Source organism: Bradyrhizobium sp. 604_D8_N2_3 (genome assembly GCF_051810765.1).
GTDB lineage: Bacteria > Pseudomonadota > Alphaproteobacteria > Rhizobiales > Xanthobacteraceae > Bradyrhizobium > Bradyrhizobium barranii.
Genome location: NZ_JBPWPM010000001.1, coordinates 7535452 through 7554516, shown reverse-complemented (window position 1 = coordinate 7554516; position 19065 = coordinate 7535452). Strand labels below are relative to the sequence as shown.

Below are 19065 nucleotides of genomic sequence, written 5' to 3'. Positions count from 1 at the left end.
GGCCTCACTCCGCCGCGATCGTCATCCCGTAGCCCAGCCGCTTCGAGATCCCACCGGCGCAGTCGCGCAGGGCATGGGCAATGGGGCTGTCCCAGCGCGCATCAAAAGTGCCTTCCGGCCCCATCGCGGTGATCACCAGCGCGACATGGCCGGAATGGTCGAATACCGGTGCCGAGAATGCATTGACGCCGGGCAGGGGATCGCCGAGCGCGCGGGCGAGGCCGTGCTTGCGGACCTCCGTGAGCATCTCGGCGACCTTCGCGCCCTTCACCGCCCGCTTCGGATTGTAGCCGACGCCATGACGGTCGAGGCCGCTCTCGAGCGCGGCGTTGATCGTCTTCTCCGGTAGGAAGGCAGCAAACGCCCGGCCTGTAGCCGTCTCCAGCAGCGCCATGACCGAACCAGCGCGCATCACGATGTGCACGGGCTGGCCGGGCTCCTCCAGTTGCACCACGGTCGGGCCGTGGGTGCCCCAGACCGCGAGCGAGACGGCATGGCCGATCTGGCTCGCGAGGCCTGCGATCTTCGGACGCGCGATCCGCACGCCGGAGAGGCGGCGCAGGCTGATCAGGCCGAGCTCCAGCGCCAGCGCGCCGATCTCGTAGCGGCCGGTGGTCTCGTCCTGCTCGATCAGCCCGATGCGGGAGAAGCTGGCGAGATAGGGATGCGCCTTGGCCGGCGTCATGCCGGCCTCGCGCGCGAGATCGCGCAGCATCATCGGCTCGCCGCATCTCGCGAGCGCGCGAAGCAATTCTCCGCCGACCTCGATCGACTGGATGCCGCGGCTTTCTCTCTTCATGCGTCTCCTGGCGCGTGGCTTACGCCGCGTTGCGCTTGGCGGCGCTGTCGGCGAGATGACGGCCGGCAATGTAGCCGAAGGTCAGCGCCGGCCCAAGCGTGATGCCGGCACCGGGATAATTGCCGCCCATGATGCTCGCCATGTCGTTGCCCGCGGCATAGAGCCCGGGAATCACCCGGCCTTCGGCGTCCAGCGCCCGCGCGTTCTCGTCGGTGACGATGCCGGCATAGGTGCCGAGATCGCCGATCACCATCTTGATGGCGTAGAACGGGCCGTTCTTGATCGGTGCGATGCAGGGATTCGGGCCGTGCATGGCGTCGCCCTGGTAGCGGTTATAGGCTTTTGAACCTTTGCCGAAGGCGGCGTCGTGCCCTTGCGGCGCAGTCGCATTGAACTGCCTGACCGTCTCGGTGAACGCCGTCGCATCGATGCCGGCCTTTGCCGCGAGCGCCTCCAGCGTGTCGCCACGCATGAGATAGCCGGTATCGAGGTGATGACCGAGCGGCATCGGGAACGGCGGCACGCAGCCGAGGCCGTATTTGCGCAGCGTCGGGTGATCGCAGACGAGATACGCCGCAATCTCCTCGCCGGGCTTCGCGGCCTTGATCATGGCCTGGACGAAGTCGTGATAGGAATTGCCCTCATTGGCAAAGCGCTTGCCGTCCCGCATCACCGCGATCACGCCAGGTTTGGCGCGGTCGATGAAATGCGGCATCACGCCGCTCGAACCATCCTTGCGTTTGGTCACCGACACCGGCACCCAGGCCGCCGCGTTCGGCAGGCGATCCTCGACGTGCCCGCCAGCGCTCTCTGCAAGGCGCAGGCCGTCGCCGGTGTTGCCGGTCGGTCCCGGCGAATAGTGCTCATGGCCGGTCGGTGCGTGTGGAAACATCTTCTTGCGGCGTTCGACGTCATGCGGGAAGCCGCCGCAAGCGAGAACGACGCCTTGGCGCGCGCGAATGCGGATCTCGCGTCCTTCGCGAGTCACAATGGCGCCAGTGACCGCGCCGTTCTCGACTATGAGCTCGCGCACCGGCGAGGACAGCCACATCGGAATCTTCAGATCCTGCGCGGATTTTGCGAGGCGCCCGGCGAGCGCGTTGCCGTTGGTCAAGGTCATGCCGCGGCCATACCGCAGCACGTCTATCAGGTGCCGTGACAGGCGCTTGGCGACGTATACCGCCGAGGTCAGCGACTTCGTCACGCGCATGAAATGGATGATCTCCTTGCCGGAGCCGAGCATCATGCCGAACACGGTCAGCTCGGGCAGCGGCATACCCAGCGTCTTGATCTGGTCACCGAGCTCGCGGCCGTCGAACGGGCGCGTCACCATGGAGCGGCCGCCCTGCGCGCCGCCCGGCGCTTCGGCGTGATAGTCGGGAAACACCAGCGGCATGTCGAAGCGCAGCGCGGTCCTGGTGGTGAAGAAATCGACCGCTTCCGGACCCGCACTCAGGAATGCATCGACCCGCGCGGCATCGAAGTTGTTGCCGGCTTCGTGCCGCAAGTAGGTGCGGGCCTGCTCCGGCGTCTCCTCGATGCCGTAGGCCTTCGCCAGCGAGGTGCCGGGGATCCAGAGCCAGCCGCCGGAGCGGGCGGTGGTGCCGCCGAAGCGCGGCTCCTTCTCGACGATCAGCACGTCGAGGCCGCGATAACCCGCGGTGATCGCGGCCGACATGCCGGAGGCACCCGATCCGGCCACGAGCACATCGCACTCGTAAGTCTCAATTGCGTTGCGCTCGTTGCCGGTCATGCGGGCCTCATTTCTTCAGCAGCGGACATTTGGATTCGGAGACCGGGCGGAAGGCGTCCTCACCCTTCACGGTCTTGACGATCTCCAGATAGTCCCACGGCTCCTTGGACTGCTCGGGCGATTTCACCTTGGCGAGATACATGTCGCGGATGACGCGGCCGTCCTCGCGCAATTTTCCGCCATGGACGAAGGTATCCTCGATCGGCAGCTCGCGCATCTTTGCCATCACCTTGGCGGGGTCGTCGGTGCCGGCGGCCTTGATGCCCTTCAGATAATGCAGCACCGAACCGTAGACGCCGGTCTGGATCATGGTCGGCATCACCTTGGTGCGCTCGTAGAATTTCTTCGACCAGGCGCGCGTCGCCTCGTCCATGTTCCAGTAGGACGCCGTTGTCATGTAGGTGCCCTGCGCGGCCTTCAGGCCGACCGCATGCACGTCGGTGTCGAACATCAGGAGACCGACCAGCTTCTGGCCGCCCTGTACCAGGCCGAACTCGCCGGACTGCTTGATGGCGTTGTCGGTGTCCTGGCCGGCATTGGCGAACGCCACCACGTCGGCCTTCGAACTCTGCGCCTGGAGCGCAAAGGAGGAGAAGTCGGCTGTGTTGGTCGGATGCTTCACGCCGCCCAGCACCTTGCCGCCCATCTCGTTGATGAACCGCGTGGCGTCCTTTTCGAGCTGCTGGCCGAAAGCGTAGTCCGCGGTGATGAAGTACCAGGACTTGCCGCCTTCCTTGATCACGGCGGAGGCCGTCACCTTGGACAGCGCGTATGTATCGTAGGTGAAGTGCACGGTGTTCGGGCTGCACAGCTCGTCGGTGAGCGAGCTCGCGCCGGGGCCGGAGAGCAGCGCGATCTTGTTGCGCTCGCGCACCATGTTGTGCACGGCGATCGCGATGCCGGAGTTGGGGATGTCGACGACGGCGTCGACCTTGCCGTTGTCGAACCAGCCGCGCACGATCTGTACGCCGACGTCGGTTTTCATCTGGTGGTCGGCGCTGATGATCTCGATCGGTTTGCCGAGTACGGTCGGCCCGAATTCCTCGACCGCCATCTTGGCGGCTTCGACCGACCCCGGCCCGCTGTTGTCACGGCCCCAGCTCGACAGATCCGTCAGCACGCCGATCCGCACCGCGTCGTCGGAGACTTGCGCGCGCGCCGCCGTGGTCATGGCAGCCGAAGTCATGGCCGCGAGCAAGGTGCAGGCCAAAAGCCCTCTCATCGTCGATCCCTCTCTTTTATGAGCCGCTTGGCGCGGCCGGTTATCAGTTGGCGGTTAGTTAGATATTAACGAATGAGTTTGTCAATGGCGAATAAGGGGGGTCGATGAGTTCCATGGTCGCCCGGGAGACATTGCCGGAGGCGTGCGCGCAACTGCCGCCACACCCGTCATTGCGAGCGCAGCGAAGCAATCCAGACTTTCTCCGCGGAGGCAGCCTGGATTGCTTCGTCGCAAGAGCTCCTCGCAATGACGGAGTGCGGGAGCAGCGACGCGCAAAATCTCGCATCGTAGTCTCGCACAGAGATCACACCTCCGCAGGTTGCAACCGCCATCGCGATTAGCCATGATGCCGCCAGGAATCTTTTGGGGCAGGGCATGACGGCAGCAACGGGGGTCTCCGCGGCGACGGAGAGATCGACGACGGCGCATGTGGTGTGGGCGAGCGCACTCGGCACCGCGATCGAGTGGTACGATTTCCTGATCTACGGCACGGCAGCTGCACTTGTCTTCAACAAGCTGTTCTTTCCGAGCTTCGATCCCTTCGTCGGAACGCTGGTGGCGTTCTCGACCTATGCGGTTGGCTTCGTGGCGCGTCCGATCGGCGGCGCGATCATCGGGCATTACGGCGACCGGCTCGGCCGCAAGACCATGCTGGTCGCGACCATGATCGCGATGGGGCTCGGCACCTTCCTGATCGGCTGCCTGCCGACTTACAGCCAGATCGGCGTCTGGGCGCCGATCCTGCTCATCATCCTGCGCTTCGTCCAGGGCATCGGGCTCGGGGGCGAATGGAGCGGCGCGGTCGTGATGGTGATCGAGCACGCCGGTGATCGCCGCGGCTTCTACGGCAGCCTAGTTCAGATCGGCTTTCCGGTCGGCGTCGCCGCCTCAACCGGTATCTTCGGCCTGATGACGCAACTGCCCGAGGCGGACTTTTTGAGCTGGGGCTGGCGCGTGCCGTTCCTGATCAGCATCCTGCTCGTCGGCGTCGGCTTCATCGTGCGGCTCAAGCTCGCGGAAACGCCGCATTTCAAGGAAGTCGTCGAGCGCAAGGAAGTGCTGGCGCAGCCGGTGCTGGAGGTGCTGCGCCGCGACTGGCGCAGTTTTCTGCTCGCGATCGGCATCACGGTGTCGGAGGTCGGGCTCGCCTATCTCCTCACCGTCTTCACCGTGGTCTATGCGACGACGAAACTCGGCCTGCCTCGCCAGGTGATCCTGAACGCGGTGGTCTATGCCGCGCTCGTCGAGTTCGCGACGCTGCCGCTCGCCGGCTGGCTCTCCGATATCTTCGGCCGCAGGGCGCTGTATCTCGCCGGCGGGGTGTTCTCGGTGGCGCTGGCGTTTCCGCTGTTCTGGTTCCTCGACACCAGGGAGCCGGCGCTGATCACGTTCGCGCTCGTCGTCACGATGACGCTGACGCACGCCCTGCTGTTCGGGCCGAAGGCGGCGTTCATGCCGGAACTGTTCCGCACCCAGGTGCGCTACAGCGGCGCCTCGCTGGGCGCCAATGTCGCGGCGGCGCTGAGCGGCGGCTTCTCGCCGCTGATCGCAACGGCGCTGCTCGCATGGGCCGGCGCCTACTGGCCGGTGTCGGTCTACATCATCGCGCTGTCGGTCATCACGATCATCGCGACGCTGATGGCGCCGGAGACGGCGCGCGACGCGCTGAAGTCGTAAGGGCCGTCACCGGCAGGCGGGGTTTGCTGCGTCCGGAAACGCCAGGAAGGTGACGGTCGCCGGCACCAGCCGGATCGCCCCCGCAGGTGTTGCGCGCGGCTCAAGTCGGGGCAGTTCGTCGTCGGCACTCAGCGCGAGCGTCTTGCCGTTCAGCTGAACTGTCGCGTCTTGCAGCCGCCTCGCATGTATCGTGTAACGCTCGGCGGGGTGTGACAGCGTCAGGGTCAATGATGCGTGCCGCGACGCGTTGATTGCGAGCATGGACACGGCGCCCCGCATGCCCGGATGGCAATGCGCGTAGAGATGGAGATCTGGCGCGGCGACCGGGTTCGCGTCGAGCACGATCGTTCCCATCAGCCGATGCCAGAGCAGCGCAGCCCAGTAGCTCGGCCGCGGACGGAACGTTCCCTCGTCGAGCAGGCCGTAGTCGCTGGCGGCCAGCGTGTTGTGCATCACCACCTGGACGCCGGCCCTCGCCAGGCGTCCGTGCTGGTCGAGATAGCGGAATGTGTCGAGAAAGGTCTTGTCCGATGGATTGCCGCCGCAGGCGGCGTTTGCCGTCTCCGTCAGCCAGATCGGCTTGCCCGGCTCGAATGCGTCGCGCAGGGCCCGATAGGTCGCGAACGTCGCGTCGGTGCGTGCCAGCCAGTCCGCGGAGAGCGCCTGCGCCGGATCGTCGCGGCCGCCGCAGCGCGGCGAGAGCGTGTTGTAGTGATGATAGGAGAAGCGATCGATGCCGGGGGCGGATGCGGCCAGCAGATCGCGCGTGGTGATGCCCGACCCGGATGGCAACGGCGCGTCGCCGGTTGAACCCGGACCGACGATCAACGTCTCGGGCGCCGCGCGTTGCATCCATTCGCGAAAGATCCTGAAGTCCCGGCCATAAGCGGCCGCATCATATCCCGGCGGTGCGCCGTTCGTCGCCGCAAGCGTCGGCTCGTTCATGAATTCCACCGCCGCGATGTGGCCACCCAGCGAACGCGTCGCGTCGATCAGGCGCTGCGCCTGATCGGTCTTCCACACGCCATCCGCATCGCGGCTGCCCGGACTGATCGCGAAGGAGGTGACGATCTCCGCGTCGACTGCGCGCGCGAAGTCGATGACGTCGCGCCATCGGTTGCGGCTGAGCACGTCATTGAATCCCGGCGGGGGCTTGGCTGGCGCATGGTCCGTGTCGGCAAAGAACGTCGCATTGGCCCAGGTGCCGCTCACGCGCAGATAGGCCGGCGCCAAAGCGGCGGCGAGCTTGCGCAGCCGCGCATTGGCAAGATCGATCGGCGGCCTCTCGCCGTAACGATCCCGCTCATCGAGCGCGCGCATTGTTCGCGGATAAGGCTTCCAGAACCAGCCGCCGGTTACCTCCACCATCTCGATATTGTAGGATTGAAAGCGCGCATCGATCGTCCCGATCGCCTTCAGCTCGGCGGGTGCGATGGAGGCGCCGCCGGCGTGCGCCGCGTCTAACGTTGTGGCAGCGAGCAGGCTCATCAGCAGCATCTGCGGCCGAAGCAGTCCGAAGGCCGACTTGATCCGCGACACGGTCATCTGGTCCGCGGCGCGGGGGCGATGGATTTCCCTCCCGGCCGGCCCTTGCGCACCGAATTCCAGAAATTCTCGGCCGCCCGGGTCATGCGGGCCCGCGTGCGGAACAGCGAGACGCTGATCGGAATGTCCCAATCCGCGCCGCCGGCGCGCAACAGGCGGCCGCTGTCGAGATCGGCGCGGACGAGGCTCATCGGAGCCCACGTCACGCCGCGCCCTTCGCGCGCCATGTCGACCAGCAGCATGACCGGCGCGGCGAAGCCGGGCGCCAGCCACGCCGTCGAATCCTTCGCGGCCAGGAACGAGGTGACGAGCCGCCCCACGCCCGAGCCGGGGTGATAGGCGAGATAGGGCAGCGGCGCGCCCGATGCGCCGGGCAGGGCATAACGAGGCTGTGCCTTTTTGCTGCTGCGTCCACCGCGGCCCGGTTTTGCGGCCGGCGCGCTGATCGGGATCAGCACGTCGGTCGCGAGATCGACGCGCTGGAAGCGGTCCATGTCGAGCCGGCTCACCAGCGTCGGATGGTAGTGCGCCAGCATGAAATGGGCCTGCGCATCCAGAAGTAGCTTCTCGCAGCCGGCGAAATTCGAAGCGACGAGCTGAACGGCCGAGTCGGCCCGCGCGCTGTCGGAGTTGCGAATCCATTCCGGAAAGAAGGTCTGCGACAGTGAATGCGTGGCGGCAAAGGTGATGGTCTCGGCCTTCAGCCGCGCCACTTCGAGCGCTTCCTCGCGTCCGACCAGGACCCGGCGCAGCACGTCCTCCGCGACGGGGCGAAAACTCTCGCCGGCCGGCGTCAGCGTGATCGTGTGGGTCGAACGTTCGAACAGCGGTGTTCCCAGCCACTCCTCGAGCGACCTGATGCGGCGGCTCAGCGCCGGCTGGGTCACATGCCGTCGCTGGGCCGCGCGCGAGAACCCGCCTTCCTCGGCGATGGCAAGGAAATCCTCCAGCCAGACCAGGTCCATGATGCGGTTTTGTCCTCAAATCATACCGATACGGCATTAGCGCCTCGGGCGCTGCTGGTCCAATGTAAACAGCGCAAAACCAGAACAAGGCGCCACTACGCATGGCGCGACGATGCGTTGGAGGAAATCAATTGCAGATCGCCGCAACTCCGCTGTCGGAGCCTATATTGAGCCCGGTTTCCGAACGGCGCCGCAAGCCGCTCTGGCGCGAGCAGTATGTTCTGGTGGTCGCCGGCGCCGCGCTGGGTGCGCTGCTCGGCGCTCTGTTTCCGGCCTTCGCGGTCGAACTCAAGCCGCTCGGCGATGCCTTCATCTCGCTGATCAAGATGACGATCGCGCCGCTGATTTTCCTGGTGGTGGTCACCGGCATCGCGCAGGTCGGTGACATGAAGGCGGTTGGCCGAATCGGCCTCAAGGCCTTTGCCTATTTCGAGGCCGTGACGACGATCTGCCTGTTGATCAGCTTCGTGGTGGTGCGCTGGGTGCAGCCCGGCGCCGGCGTGGCGCATGCCACCGCGCAGCAGGCCGAGACCGTCGCGCGCTATTCGCAGGCTCATGTCGGGTCGCTGTCAGCCTACATCCAGCACATGATCCCGGAGAGTTTTGTCGGCGCGTTCGCGGCCGGCGACGTGCTCCAGGTTCTCGTGCTCGCGCTTCTGTGCGGCATCGGCTTGCTGCTGCTCGGCGAAAAGGCTGCTCCGCTGCGGACGGGCCTTGAGCGGATCACCGAACTCGTCTTCAGCGTCGTGCATGTCGTGGTGGCCTTGGCGCCGATCGGCGCCTTTGGTGCCATGGCTTTCACCGTGGCGAAGTTCGGCGCCGCCACGCTCTATGCGCTGGCGCTATTGGTCGGCACCGCCTGGGCGATGATGGCGTTCTTCATCTTCGTCATTCTCAACGTGATCTGCCGTCTCGCCGGCATCCGCCTGATGGACCTGTTGCGCCTCTTGCGCAACGAGCTGCTCGTCGTGCTCGGCACCTCCTCGTCGGAGACTGCCATCCCCGGCATGATGGAGAAGCTGCCGAAGGCGGGTGTGGGGCGGGCAGTCGCTGGCCTCGTCATTCCCTCCGGCTATTCCTTCAATCTCGATGGTGTCGCGCTGACGCTGCCGCTCTCCACGATGTTCGTCGCCCAGGTCTACGGCATCGAATTGTCGGCCGGCCAGCAATTGAGCCTGTTCGTGGTGATGCTGTTCACCAGCAAAGGCGCCGCGGGCGTCACCGGCGGCGCTTTCGCCGCGCTCGCCGCGACGGTGATCGCCGCGGGGTTGCCGGCGGAGGGACTGGCGCTGCTGCTCGGCATCGACCGCTTCATGTCGCTGGCGCGCGCCATCACCAACACCATCGGCAACGCGGTCGCCGCCATCGTGGTCGCGAAGTGGGATGGAGAATTCAACCGCGAGGACTGGGCCCAGTCCGCCGCTCAAATCCAAGCAGTGAAGTAAGGATCCAAGGCTTTCAATATGGCTACCAACACCAACGAACTGCCCGTCATTGCGCTGACCCCTGGCGACTGTACCGGCATTGGCCCCGAACAGATCGCGCGCATCCTCTCCGACGACCGGCTTGCTGACGCAGCCCGCCTCGTCGTTGTCGGCGATGCCCGCGTGCTCGAGATGGGCATGGCGCATGCCGGCGTGAACCTGAAGGTCGAGCGGATTGCCTCGCCCAAGGCGGCCAATTGGGGCCGCGGCACGGTGCAGCTCGTCGACCTCGGCAACACCGATCCCGCCAAATTCCCGATCGGCAAAGCCAGCGCCGAGTCCGGCCGGCTGACCGGCGAGACGCTGTCGCGCGCGATCGACTTCTCCAAGGCGGGTGAGGTTGACGCCATTACCTTCGCGCCGCTCAACAAGCGCGCGATGTTCGACGGCGGCTGGAAGTTCCCCGACGAGCACAAGATGTTCGCGAGCCTGCTCGGGCATAAGACTTACTTCTCTGAGATGAACGTGCTCGACGGCCAGTGGATGTCGCGCGTCACCGGGCATCAATCGCTGCGCGAGGCGCTCGACGGCATCAATCCGGAGAGCATCACGGACTCGATCGAGCTGGTCGACCGCATGATGCGGAGGGCTGGCGTCGCCAGGCCGCGCATCGCGGTCGCCGCGCTCAATCCGCATGCCGGCGAGAACGGCCTGTTCGGCCGCGACGAGATCGAGATGATCCGACCGACCGTCGAAGCCGCTGCGAAGCGCGGCATTGCGTGCACCGGGCCATATCCCGCTGACACCGTCTATATCCGCGCCTTCGCGGGCGAGTTCGACAGCGTGGTCGCGATGTATCACGACCAGGGCCAGATCGCGACCAAGCTGCGCGGCTTCAACCGCGGTGTCACCGTCACGGCGGGCCTTGAGACCGTCTTCACTACGCCGTCGCATGGCACCGCGTTCGACATCGTCGGCACGGGCGTCGCCAAGACCGGCGCGCTCGAAAGCGCGGTCCGCCTTGCAGCGCAACTGGTATCGATCAAGGTCAAGGAGGCTGCCCATGCAAACTGATCGCAGGACCCTGCTCCAGGCGGCGGCCGCGCTGCCGCTCGCAACCGTCGGCGCCAACGCCGCCTTCGCGCAGACGCCGGCCGCAACGCCCGCAGCAGCGCCACCCAAGGAGGTGACGCGTGCGCTGGCGCATTATCTCGTGACCGCGAGTTATGACGACCTGCCGGCCAATGTGCGCAAGGAAGGCGTGCGCACGCTGCTGAACTGGGTCGGCGTCGCCATCGGCGGATCGCATCACGAGACGGTCGATATCGCGGTCTCGGCGCTCGGTCCGTTCTCCGGGCCGCAGCAGGCCTCGCTGTTCGGGCGGCGCGAGCGGTTCGACATCATGAACGCGGCCTTCATCAACGGTGTGTCGAGCCATATCTTCGACTATGACGACACCCACCTGAAGACGATCATCCATCCTGCCGGTCCCGTGGCGTCGGCCATTCTCGCGCTGTCGGAGATGCAGCCGGTATCGGGCAAGGATTTCCTGAACGCGCTGGTGCTCGGCGTCGAGACCGAGTGCCGGATCGGCAACTCGGTCTATCCGAACCATTACGATGTCGGCTGGCACATCACCGGCACCGCCGGTGTGTTCGGCTCGGCCGCGGCCGTCGGCAAGCTGTTGAAGCTGAACGAGCAGCAGATGACATGGGCGCTCGGACTGGCCGCATCCCAGCCGGTGGGCCTGCGGGAATCCTTCGGCTCGATGAACAAGAGCTTCAATCCAGGCCGTGCCGCATCAAGCGGCATTTTCGCGGCGATCCTGGCCTCGAAGAATTTCACCTCGTCCGACGCCATGATCGAGGCCAAGCGCGGCTGGGCCAACACGATCAGCACCAAGCAGGACTACAACGAGATCCTCGGCGACCTCGGCAAACGCTATGAGGCCGCGCTCAATACCTACAAGCCATTCGCCTGCGGCATCGTCATGCACCCGGCGATCGACGCCGCGATCCAGCTCCGCAACGAGAGCAAGGTGACTGCGGACCAGATCGAGCGCGTCGACCTCAAGGTCCATCCCCTGGTGCTGGAACTCACCGGCAAGAAGACGCCGAAGGCGGGCCTCGAAGGCAAGTTCAGCATCTATCACGCGGTCGCGGTCGCCATCGTCGAGGGCGCCGGCGGCGAGAAGCAGTTCAGCGACCGGGCCGTGACCGATCCGACCGTCGTCGCGCTGCGCGGCAAGGTGAATCCGGTGATCACACCCGGCATCAAGCCGGAGCAGGTCGATCTCACCATCGTGCTCAAGGACGGCCGCAAGCTCAACCGCTACATCGAGCATGCGATCGGCAGCGTCGAGGTGCCGATGACGGACAAGCAGCTCGAAACCAAATTCTCGGACCTTGCAGAGGGTATCATCCCTGCTGCGACGATCCGGCGCGTGATGGACGCCTGCTGGAATGTCGAGAACCTGCCGAACGCGGCGGAGATCGCAAGGATGTCGGTCGCAACCTGACCGCGGAGGAGAACAGCATGCCGTCACGCCGCCGTTTCCTGCAGTCCGCCGGTTCGGTTGCCGCCTTGGTCGCCACCGGCGGCCGTGCGGCTCTCGCGGCGAGCCCAGGTGTCACCGAGCGTCTCGCCCGCTACATGGTCGTCGCGCGCGACCAGGAGCTGCCGGAGCAGGTGCTGCGTGAATGCAAGCACCGCATTCTCGATACGCTCGGCGCGATGGTTTCGGGCTCGCGCATGCGGCCGGGCGAAATGGCGCTGAAATATGTGCGCACCCTCGGCGGCGATGCACAGGCGTCCGTCGTCGGCTCCGATTTCCGGACCACGGCTGTCAACGCGGCGTTGGCGAACGCGATGTGTGCGCATGCCGACGAGACCGACGATTTCGAGCCCGTCACCAAGGCGCATCCTGGGTGTTCGGTCGTGCCGGCTGCACTCGCGATTGGCGAGCGCGAGCATCGCAGCGGACAGGACGTCATTCGCGCCGTCGCGCTCGGCTACGACCTGACCTGCCGGCTGCTGTTCGCTCTGGGTCCCGACCTCGTCCGCGGTTCGCATCGGAGTGCCGAAGGGACGTCCTCGACGTTTGGCGCGCTCGGGGCCGCCGCATCGCTGGCGCGGCTCGATGAAAAGGGAATGCGCTACGCGATCTCCTATTCGTCGCAGCAGGTGTCCGGCCTGTGGAGCTGGGTGAAGGATCACGATCACATCGAGAAGGCGTTCGACTTTGCCGGCATGGGGGCCCGCAACGGCGTCATGGCGGTCGACATGGTGAAAGCGGGCCTCACCGGCGTCGACGACGTGCTCGATGGCACCCACAATCTCTTCATCGCGCTGTCGACCGATCCGAAGCCGGAAGAGATGGTGAAGGATCTCGGCAAGCGCTTCTATGTCACGGAGACGGCGATCAAGACATTTTCGGTCGGCTATCCCATCCAGTCGCCCCTGGATGCAATGCTGACGTTGCGCAAGCAGCACAGCCTCACGCCAGATAATGTGCGTAATATTCTAGTCAAGCTGCCGACCGATGCGATGGGAATTGTGGGCGAGAGCGCGATGCCAGACGTCAACTGCCAGCATCTCGCGGCTGTCGCGCTGGTCAAGGGCGCCGTGTCGTTCAATGACAGTCACGACGTCGCGTTGATGCATGATCCAAAGATCCTGGAGCAGCGCGCCAAGGTGACGCTGGCCGGCGACAAGGCGCTGATGGACCCGGCGGCGCCGCGCGGTGCTGTCGTCGAGGTGACATTGACCGATGGCAGGAAGGTCGAGCACTTCACGAAGTATCCGCCGGGCACCAAGGAGAATCCGCTGAGCACGGAAGCAGTGGCGGCCAAGACGCGGGATCTGATTGCACCGGTATTGGGCAGTGACAGGGCCGAGAGGCTGATCGACCAGATCGGCAATCTCGAACGGCTTGACGACGTCGGCAAGTTGAGGCCATTGCTGACGGCGTGATGAATCAATCAACAACAAGACAAACATCAAGGAAGTGCCCATGCGCGGGGTTATGCGACGCACCTTTGTGGCCGCCTGTGCGGCCGTTCTGTTCTCCGGCTTCGCGGTAGCGCAGGATTATCCCTCCCGACCCGTCAAGATCATCGTGCCGTTCCCGGCCGGTGGGTCCAACGACATCATCGCCCGCATCGTCGCGCAGAAGCTGACCGAGCGGAACGGCCAGACCTTCCTCGTTGAGAACCGCGGCGGCGCCGGTGGCAATATCGGCGCCGAGACGGTCGCGAGCGCAGAGCCCGATGGCTACACCCTGCTGCTGACCGCGCCGCCTCCACTGACGATCAACGGCTCCCTCTACAAAAAGCTACCGTTCGATCCGGCCAAGGCCTTTGCGCCGGTGGCGCTGATCGCCTCGGTGCCGATTGTGCTGGTCGTCAATCCGTCGGTGCAGGCGAAGAACGTGGGTGAGCTGATCGCGCTGGCCAAGGCGAAGCCCGGCTCGCTCAATTTCGGCTCGTCCGGCATCGGCTCGACGAATCATCTGGCGGGCGAATTGCTCAAGAGCATGGCCGGCGTGGACATCGTCCACGTGCCCTATCGCGGCGCCGCGCCAGCGATGAACGATCTGCTCGCGGGCCAGATCCCCTTCATGTTCGACAACATGCCGGCGGTGCTGCCGCAGGTGCAGGGCAGGGCCATCAATGCGATCGCGGTTGCTGGTACCAAGCGTGCGGAAGCACTGCCCGACGTGCCGACCGTGGCCGACACCATTCCCGGCTTCGAGGCTTCGTCCTGGTTTGGGCTGGTGGCGCCGGCCAAGACGCCAGCACCCGCGCTCGCCAAGCTGAGCGGCGAGCTCGAGACCATTCTGAAGATGCCCGACGTCAAGAAGCGGCTTGCCGAGCTTGGCGCCGAGCCCGGCACGGTGTTTGGGCCGGCGTTCGGGCAGTTCATGGCGGACGAAACCACGAAGTGGGGCAAGCTCGTCAAGGCGTCCGGCGCCACAGTGGATTAGGGTAGCGTCATGGATCTCAATCTGGGCGGCAAGGTTGCCGTCGTTACCGGCGGCAGCATCGGTATCGGCCGCGCGATCGCCGCCGAACTCGCGCGCGAGCAGGCGCATGTCGTCATCGTCGCCCGCGATGCCGAGCGGCTTTCGGCGTCAGCACAGGAAATGTCGCGGGACACCGGCCGGCGTGTGATCGCCTGTGCCGGCGACATGACCAAGCCCGACGACATCGCGCGAGCGATGACCACCGCGCGCGAGGCCTTCGGCCGCATCGATATCCTCGTCAACAACGCCGGCGCCTCTCCGATGGGCCGGATCGCGGAGACGCCGGATGCGACCTGGGCCAAATCGATCGAGCTGAAGCTGCTCGGCTACATGCGCTGTGCGCGCAATGTCCTGCCGGAAATGCGCGACCGCCGCTGGGGCCGCGTCATCAACATCATCGGCCGCAGCGGCCACCAGCCGCGCGCGGCCTATATGGCGGGCGGCGCGGTCAACGCGGCGCTGCTGAACTTCACGCTGGCGCTCGCCGAGGAATGCGCGCCCGACAATGTGCTGGTCACCGGCGTCAATCCCGGACCGGTGCAGACCGACCGCTGGGACAGCCTCATCTCTCAAGGTGCGGCGATCGCCGGGCAAGATCAGGGCGCGACCAATGCTGCGGCGATCGCCTCGGTTCCGCTCGGCCGCGTCGGGCAGCCGCACGAGGTGTCCGGCATCGTCGCGTTCCTCTGTTCAGACCGCGCGTCCTTCATTACTGGTACCTGCATCAATGTCGATGGCGGCGGAACGAGGTGTATCTGATGGGTAGCGAACTGCGGAAGATCGGTGTCAGCGAGGATTGCGAGCTTGCGGTTCGCATCGATGATTATCTGCTGCCATGGGACGTCAAACCGCCGGTCGTGATGCTGCACGGGCTCGCCGAGAGCGGCGAGGCGTTCCGGCGCTGGGTGCCCTATTTCGCCACGCATCACCTCGTGGTGCGCCCGGATCTGCGCGGCTACGGCGATTCGACGCCGATGCAGGGCGATTATGTCTATCGCTTCGCAGGCCTTGGCGACGACATCATCCGGATGCTGGACGTGCTGAAGCTCGATCGCGTTTTCCTGGTTGGCGGCAAGATCGGCGGCACCCTGGCGATGCACCTGACCGCAAAACACCCGGATCGCGTGATCGCAGTCGCCGCGGTCGGTGCGCCGGCCTCGCTCACCTCGTTCAACGAGCGGGCGCCGACCTGGCGCAAGCAGATCCGCGAGCAGGGCGTCGAGCCCTGGGTGCGCGAGACCACGGCCGGCCGGCTCGGCTCGTCGCTGCCGCCGGCGGCGCTGGACTGGTGGATCAAGCTGATGTCGAAGACCAAGGCTTCGACGCTGGAGGCGTTTTTGCAGATGGTGCCGACGGTCGATGTCACCGGCGAGCTTCCGTCCATCAAGCGCCCGGCGCTGGTGATCACCACGACCGGCTCCGGTCTCGGCGACGTCGCCTCCGTGAAGGCATGGCAGGAAACGATTCCAGGCTCGAAGCTGGAAGTGCTACCGGGCGATTCCTATCACGTCGCCGCGACTGACCCGGACGCGTGCGCGCAAAAAGTTCGCGCGTTCTTCGATCGCGTCGCGACTTAAGACGTACAGGGCGGGCCATTGGCCCGCCCCGCATTTGGCTCTAAGACTACCGTTCGACAAGAAACGGCAAATATCAGGGAGTGAAGCCATGACAAAAACCACGCGACGCAGCGTGCTCACGGCCGCAGCCGCGATGACAGCGGCAGGCCTTACTGAGGCGGCGCCGGCCGCCGCGCAGGCCGGACCGAAGCCGATCTTCCCGGTGCCGATGGTCACGATTCCGATCGTCGGCGAGACCCAGGTGTTCCAGGTCCGCCGCATCTACTGCATCGGCCGCAACTATGCCGCGCACGCGATCGAGCGCGGGTCGGATCCGAACCGCGAGCCACCCTTCTTCTTCCAGAAGCCGACGGACGCGATCCAGAACGTCGCGATCGGCGAGGTTGCCGACCACCCCTATCCGTCGCTGACCAAGAACTATCATCACGAGGTCGAGCTGGTCGCCGCGCTGAAATCGGGAGGCATCAGCATCCCGGCCGACAAGGCGCTCGATCACGTCTATGGCTACGCGCTCGGCCTCGACATGACCCGGCGCGATCTCCAGAACGGCATGGCCGCGGAGAAGAAGCCCTGGGAGATCGGCAAGAGCTTTGACCACGCCGCGGTGATCGGCCCTATCCACCCCGTGAGCAAAACCGGCCACTTCGAGAAGGGCGCCATTTCGCTCGCGATCAACGGCACGGTGAAACAGAACTCGGATCTCAGCAAGATGATCTGGAGCGTTGCCGAGCAGATCGCAAAGCTCTCCGAAGCGTTCGAGCTGAAGGCCGGCGACGTCATCTATTCCGGCACGCCGGAGAATGTCGGCCCGGTGGTGAAGGGCGACGTTCTGCTGTGCAAGCTCGAGGGCCTGCCGGATATGTCGATCAAGATCGTGTAGTTCTTTACCTCTCCCCGTAAGAACGGGGGCGAGGGAGCGCGCCGTCAGCTTGTCGACGGATTGTCCAATCTTGGAGGCGCTAAATGTTGCGGCGTGGTCTGATTGCTGCGTTGGGCTTGGTCTTCATCATGACCTCCATTCCCAGCTCGAAAGCCGAAGGCCCCGTCGACATCGCGCCGACGGGAGCGCTCCGCGTGGCGGTGGCCGTCGGCCCGGCCGCGTCGGCGTTCTGGACGACGCGCGATCCATCGACCGGAAAACCGCGCGGCGTTACGGTCGAACTCGCCAAGGCTGCCGCTGACAAGCTGCACGTTCCGCTTCAGCTCGTCGAATACCCGAGCTCCGACGAGATCGCCGCCGCCGGCAGCAAGGACGTCTGGGATCTCTCTTTCATGCCGGCGGACGTCAAGCGCGAGCAGTTCGTGGACCAAGGGCCCGCTTACGTCGCCTATATGAGCGGCTATCTCACCCGCGCCGGATCGGACATCCGGATCGTTGCGGATGTCGATCGCGCCGGCATGCGGGTCGGCTGTATCGAAGGGACATCGACGTCACGCACGGTCGAAAAATCCTTGAAGCAGGCGAAGCTGACAAAGTTCGTGAAGCCGGAAGAGGCGGCCGAATTGATCGGCAAGGGGCAGCTCGATGCTCTCGCCATGGGAATGGGAGCCTTGGAAGACCTTTCGCGAAAGCTGCCCGGAACCAAGGTGCTGGATGAGGTGATCCAGTCGACCGGCGTGGTCGTGGTCGTTCCCAAGGGCAAGGCCGTGGCGAAGACCTGGGCGGCGCGCTTCCTGGATGAAGCCAAGATAGACGGCACCGTGCGTCGTGCGCTCGATGGTAATGGATTTACCAGCGACAAGATCGCGCCGTGATCTGGCCCCGCTGGAACCGCGAGTGGCGGCGGAGGTCTTTGAATTGCCGGAGTTCCATCGGCCATTGCCCCGTGTTGGGCAACGAACAAACCTCGTGCGGCCATATTTGAGTAAGAGTGATCTCCCGAGAGGGAGGCGCTTGCGATGAAGAAAGTTCTGATCACTGCGGTCGTGCTGCTGGCTGGCGTGCCTGCGAGCGCCGTTGCGCAGGAGCGCGCTGGTGCTGCGGCGATAGGCGCCGTGTCCGGGGCCGTCGTGCTCGGTCCGGTCGGTGCGGTCGCGGGTGCAGTGATTGGCTATACCGCCGGTCCTTCAATCGCGAGGTCATGGGGCGTGAGAGGTTCGCGGTCGGCAAGACACCAGCAGCCGCCACGCCGCGAGGCGTACCGCGCAGCCGCAACCGGCGCTCCGCCGAGCGCACGTGAGGCGATGAATGCCAACGGCCAGATCAGAGCCGCCAGCAATCCGAATCCGCCGGCTCAAGCCGCGCCTCCGGTGCAGCCAGTTCAAGCTGCCCCGGCTCCGCCGGCGGAGACTTCGACCCCGCCCGTTCAGGGACTCGAATGAGGCTCCGGCTTTAGGCCGCGGTCGTCTTCGGCCGCAGCCGGTCGACGGTCCGTGCGATCAGCGCGGCCACCTCCGGCACTTTTGGACCAATGCGAAATTCCGGCCCTGCGACGACGACCGAGAGCCGGCGATCACCGATCGGCAGCGGGATCGCCGCGCCGGCGAGATCGCGGCTGTAATCGGCAAAGCTCTGGCAATAGCCGCGCGCGATCGAATTGCGCAGCTCGATCTCGACGGCCTCGATGCTGATCGGCGTCGACGGGCCGTATTGCTTGAACTCGATCTTACGATAGACGGAGTCGCGCTCTTCCTGTGAATATTGCAGCAGCAGCGCGCGGCCGCTGGCGGTGGCGTGGATCGGAACGCGGTGCCCGATGGTCGCGAAATAGCGGATCGCGGCCTGGGATTCGACGACGTCGATGAACACCGCCATGACGCCCGCCGGCGCCACAATCGATGCGGTCTCGCCGGTCTCCGCCGAGAGATCTGCGATCAGCTGATGCGTCCACGGCGGCAGCGGCTCGACCTCGGAGATCATCCGCGCCATCGCCAGCCAGCGCGGCGTCGGATAGAAACCGGCGCGCGGCCGCGGCTCATAGAGGTACCCCTTCTCCGACAGCGTCGCGAGCAGGTTGAAGGTCGACGAGCGCGGCCAGCCGAAATGATCGGCGATCTCAGCAAGCGTCGCCGGCTTCCTCGTTTGCGCGAAGAATTCCATGATCTCCAGGACGTTTGCGGCTTGGCGAACGATCATGGTG

The 19065-nt window shown here is 65.5% G+C and carries 17 protein-coding genes; 11 read left to right on the top strand and 6 right to left on the bottom strand.

Features of this window, described 5'->3' with window-relative positions; translation table 11 throughout:
* Positions 1-4: 4 nt before the first annotated feature.
* Genes AB7245_RS36195 through AB7245_RS36185 form a run of 3 tightly spaced genes read right to left on the bottom strand, consistent with a single transcriptional unit; the run spans position 5 to position 3774 of the window.
* Positions 5-799, bottom strand: a complete 795-nt coding sequence (locus tag AB7245_RS36195) for an IclR family transcriptional regulator (RefSeq protein WP_085405267.1) — start codon at positions 797-799, stop codon at positions 5-7.
* A 19-nt stretch (positions 800-818) separates the two neighbouring features.
* Positions 819-2552, bottom strand: coding sequence for an FAD-dependent oxidoreductase (locus tag AB7245_RS36190; protein ID WP_085405266.1), 1734 nt, complete (start codon positions 2550-2552; stop codon positions 819-821).
* Between the two features lie 7 nt (positions 2553-2559).
* Positions 2560-3774: an ABC transporter substrate-binding protein gene (locus tag AB7245_RS36185; RefSeq protein WP_135214840.1), complete on the bottom strand. Its 1215-nt coding sequence runs from the start codon at positions 3772-3774 to the stop codon at positions 2560-2562.
* A 375-nt stretch (positions 3775-4149) separates the two neighbouring features.
* Here AB7245_RS36185 and AB7245_RS36180 point away from each other — a divergent pair, with 375 nt between their 5' ends.
* Complete coding sequence (locus AB7245_RS36180; RefSeq protein WP_085405264.1) at positions 4150-5451, top strand: MFS transporter; 1302 nt, start codon at positions 4150-4152, stop codon at positions 5449-5451.
* Between the two features lie 6 nt (positions 5452-5457).
* Here the strand turns inward: AB7245_RS36180 and AB7245_RS36175 are convergent, their stop codons facing one another.
* Both AB7245_RS36175 and AB7245_RS36170 read right to left on the bottom strand, forming a co-directional pair.
* The gene (locus tag AB7245_RS36175; RefSeq protein ID WP_085405263.1) at positions 5458-6996 is read right to left on the bottom strand and encodes a hypothetical protein; all 1539 of its coding nucleotides are present in this window, start codon (positions 6994-6996) and stop codon (positions 5458-5460) included.
* Positions 6993-7961, bottom strand: coding sequence for a LysR family transcriptional regulator (locus tag AB7245_RS36170; RefSeq protein ID WP_085405262.1), 969 nt, complete (start codon positions 7959-7961; stop codon positions 6993-6995). The genes AB7245_RS36175 and AB7245_RS36170 overlap by 4 nt, the downstream gene beginning before the upstream one ends.
* A gap of 167 nt (positions 7962-8128) precedes the next feature.
* Between AB7245_RS36170 and AB7245_RS36165 the strand changes: the two genes are divergently transcribed.
* The 10 genes from AB7245_RS36165 to AB7245_RS36120 all read left to right on the top strand — a co-directional run bounded on the left by AB7245_RS36165 (position 8129) and on the right by AB7245_RS36120 (position 18307).
* Positions 8129-9406, top strand: coding sequence for a cation:dicarboxylate symporter family transporter (locus tag AB7245_RS36165; protein ID WP_244623167.1), 1278 nt, complete (start codon positions 8129-8131; stop codon positions 9404-9406).
* 18 nt (positions 9407-9424) lie between these two features.
* Positions 9425-10459, top strand: coding sequence for a PdxA family dehydrogenase (locus AB7245_RS36160; RefSeq protein WP_085405260.1), 1035 nt, complete (start codon positions 9425-9427; stop codon positions 10457-10459).
* Complete coding sequence (locus AB7245_RS36155) at positions 10449-11903, top strand: MmgE/PrpD family protein (RefSeq protein WP_085405259.1); 1455 nt, start codon at positions 10449-10451, stop codon at positions 11901-11903. Before AB7245_RS36160 ends, AB7245_RS36155 begins: the two co-directional genes overlap by 11 nt.
* Positions 11904-11920: 17 nt before the next feature.
* Positions 11921-13357 (top strand): MmgE/PrpD family protein, encoded by a 1437-nt coding sequence (locus tag AB7245_RS36150; RefSeq protein WP_085405258.1) that lies wholly within the window; start codon positions 11921-11923, stop codon positions 13355-13357.
* Positions 13358-13397: 40 nt separating this feature from the next.
* Entirely contained in the window at positions 13398-14369 is a 972-nt protein-coding gene (locus AB7245_RS36145; RefSeq protein WP_085405257.1) for a Bug family tripartite tricarboxylate transporter substrate binding protein, read from the top strand.
* A 9-nt stretch (positions 14370-14378) separates the two neighbouring features.
* Positions 14379-15167: an SDR family NAD(P)-dependent oxidoreductase gene (locus AB7245_RS36140; protein WP_085405256.1), complete on the top strand. Its 789-nt coding sequence runs from the start codon at positions 14379-14381 to the stop codon at positions 15165-15167.
* A complete protein-coding gene (locus AB7245_RS36135) occupies positions 15167-15985 on the top strand; it encodes an alpha/beta fold hydrolase (RefSeq protein ID WP_085405255.1) in 819 nt (272 codons plus the stop codon). The genes AB7245_RS36140 and AB7245_RS36135 overlap by 1 nt, the downstream gene beginning before the upstream one ends.
* Before the next feature lie 88 nt (positions 15986-16073).
* A complete protein-coding gene (locus AB7245_RS36130) occupies positions 16074-16865 on the top strand; it encodes a fumarylacetoacetate hydrolase family protein (RefSeq protein WP_085405254.1) in 792 nt (263 codons plus the stop codon).
* 83 nt (positions 16866-16948) lie between these two features.
* Entirely contained in the window at positions 16949-17740 is a 792-nt protein-coding gene (locus AB7245_RS36125) for a transporter substrate-binding domain-containing protein (protein WP_085405253.1), read from the top strand.
* Between the two features lie 144 nt (positions 17741-17884).
* Complete coding sequence (locus AB7245_RS36120; protein ID WP_135214837.1) at positions 17885-18307, top strand: hypothetical protein; 423 nt, start codon at positions 17885-17887, stop codon at positions 18305-18307.
* A 10-nt stretch (positions 18308-18317) separates the two neighbouring features.
* Here the strand turns inward: AB7245_RS36120 and AB7245_RS36115 are convergent, their stop codons facing one another.
* Complete coding sequence (locus AB7245_RS36115; protein ID WP_063981375.1) at positions 18318-19061, bottom strand: IclR family transcriptional regulator; 744 nt, start codon at positions 19059-19061, stop codon at positions 18318-18320.
* Positions 19062-19065 lie beyond the last annotated feature (4 nt).

What these genes read in the sequence shown, in the direction of transcription:
- AB7245_RS36195 (WP_085405267.1), bottom strand. Translation starts at nt 799, where the DNA reads ATGAAGAGAGAAAGCCGCGGCATCCAGTCGATCGAGGTCGGCGGAGAA.
- AB7245_RS36190 (WP_085405266.1), bottom strand. Translation starts at nt 2,552, where the DNA reads ATGACCGGCAACGAGCGCAACGCAATTGAGACTTACGAGTGCGATGTG.
- AB7245_RS36185 (WP_135214840.1), bottom strand. Translation starts at nt 3,774, where the DNA reads ATGAGAGGGCTTTTGGCCTGCACCTTGCTCGCGGCCATGACTTCGGCT.
- AB7245_RS36180 (WP_085405264.1), top strand. Translation starts at nt 4,150, where the DNA reads ATGACGGCAGCAACGGGGGTCTCCGCGGCGACGGAGAGATCGACGACG.
- AB7245_RS36175 (WP_085405263.1), bottom strand. Translation starts at nt 6,996, where the DNA reads ATGACCGTGTCGCGGATCAAGTCGGCCTTCGGACTGCTTCGGCCGCAG.
- AB7245_RS36170 (WP_085405262.1), bottom strand. Translation starts at nt 7,961, where the DNA reads ATGGACCTGGTCTGGCTGGAGGATTTCCTTGCCATCGCCGAGGAAGGC.
- AB7245_RS36160 (WP_085405260.1), top strand. Translation starts at nt 9,425, where the DNA reads ATGGCTACCAACACCAACGAACTGCCCGTCATTGCGCTGACCCCTGGC.
- AB7245_RS36155 (WP_085405259.1), top strand. Translation starts at nt 10,449, where the DNA reads ATGCAAACTGATCGCAGGACCCTGCTCCAGGCGGCGGCCGCGCTGCCG.
- AB7245_RS36150 (WP_085405258.1), top strand. Translation starts at nt 11,921, where the DNA reads ATGCCGTCACGCCGCCGTTTCCTGCAGTCCGCCGGTTCGGTTGCCGCC.
- AB7245_RS36145 (WP_085405257.1), top strand. Translation starts at nt 13,398, where the DNA reads ATGCGCGGGGTTATGCGACGCACCTTTGTGGCCGCCTGTGCGGCCGTT.
- AB7245_RS36140 (WP_085405256.1), top strand. Translation starts at nt 14,379, where the DNA reads ATGGATCTCAATCTGGGCGGCAAGGTTGCCGTCGTTACCGGCGGCAGC.
- AB7245_RS36135 (WP_085405255.1), top strand. Translation starts at nt 15,167, where the DNA reads ATGGGTAGCGAACTGCGGAAGATCGGTGTCAGCGAGGATTGCGAGCTT.
- AB7245_RS36130 (WP_085405254.1), top strand. Translation starts at nt 16,074, where the DNA reads ATGACAAAAACCACGCGACGCAGCGTGCTCACGGCCGCAGCCGCGATG.
- AB7245_RS36125 (WP_085405253.1), top strand. Translation starts at nt 16,949, where the DNA reads ATGTTGCGGCGTGGTCTGATTGCTGCGTTGGGCTTGGTCTTCATCATG.
- AB7245_RS36120 (WP_135214837.1), top strand. Translation starts at nt 17,885, where the DNA reads ATGAAGAAAGTTCTGATCACTGCGGTCGTGCTGCTGGCTGGCGTGCCT.
- AB7245_RS36115 (WP_063981375.1), bottom strand. Translation starts at nt 19,061, where the DNA reads ATGATCGTTCGCCAAGCCGCAAACGTCCTGGAGATCATGGAATTCTTC.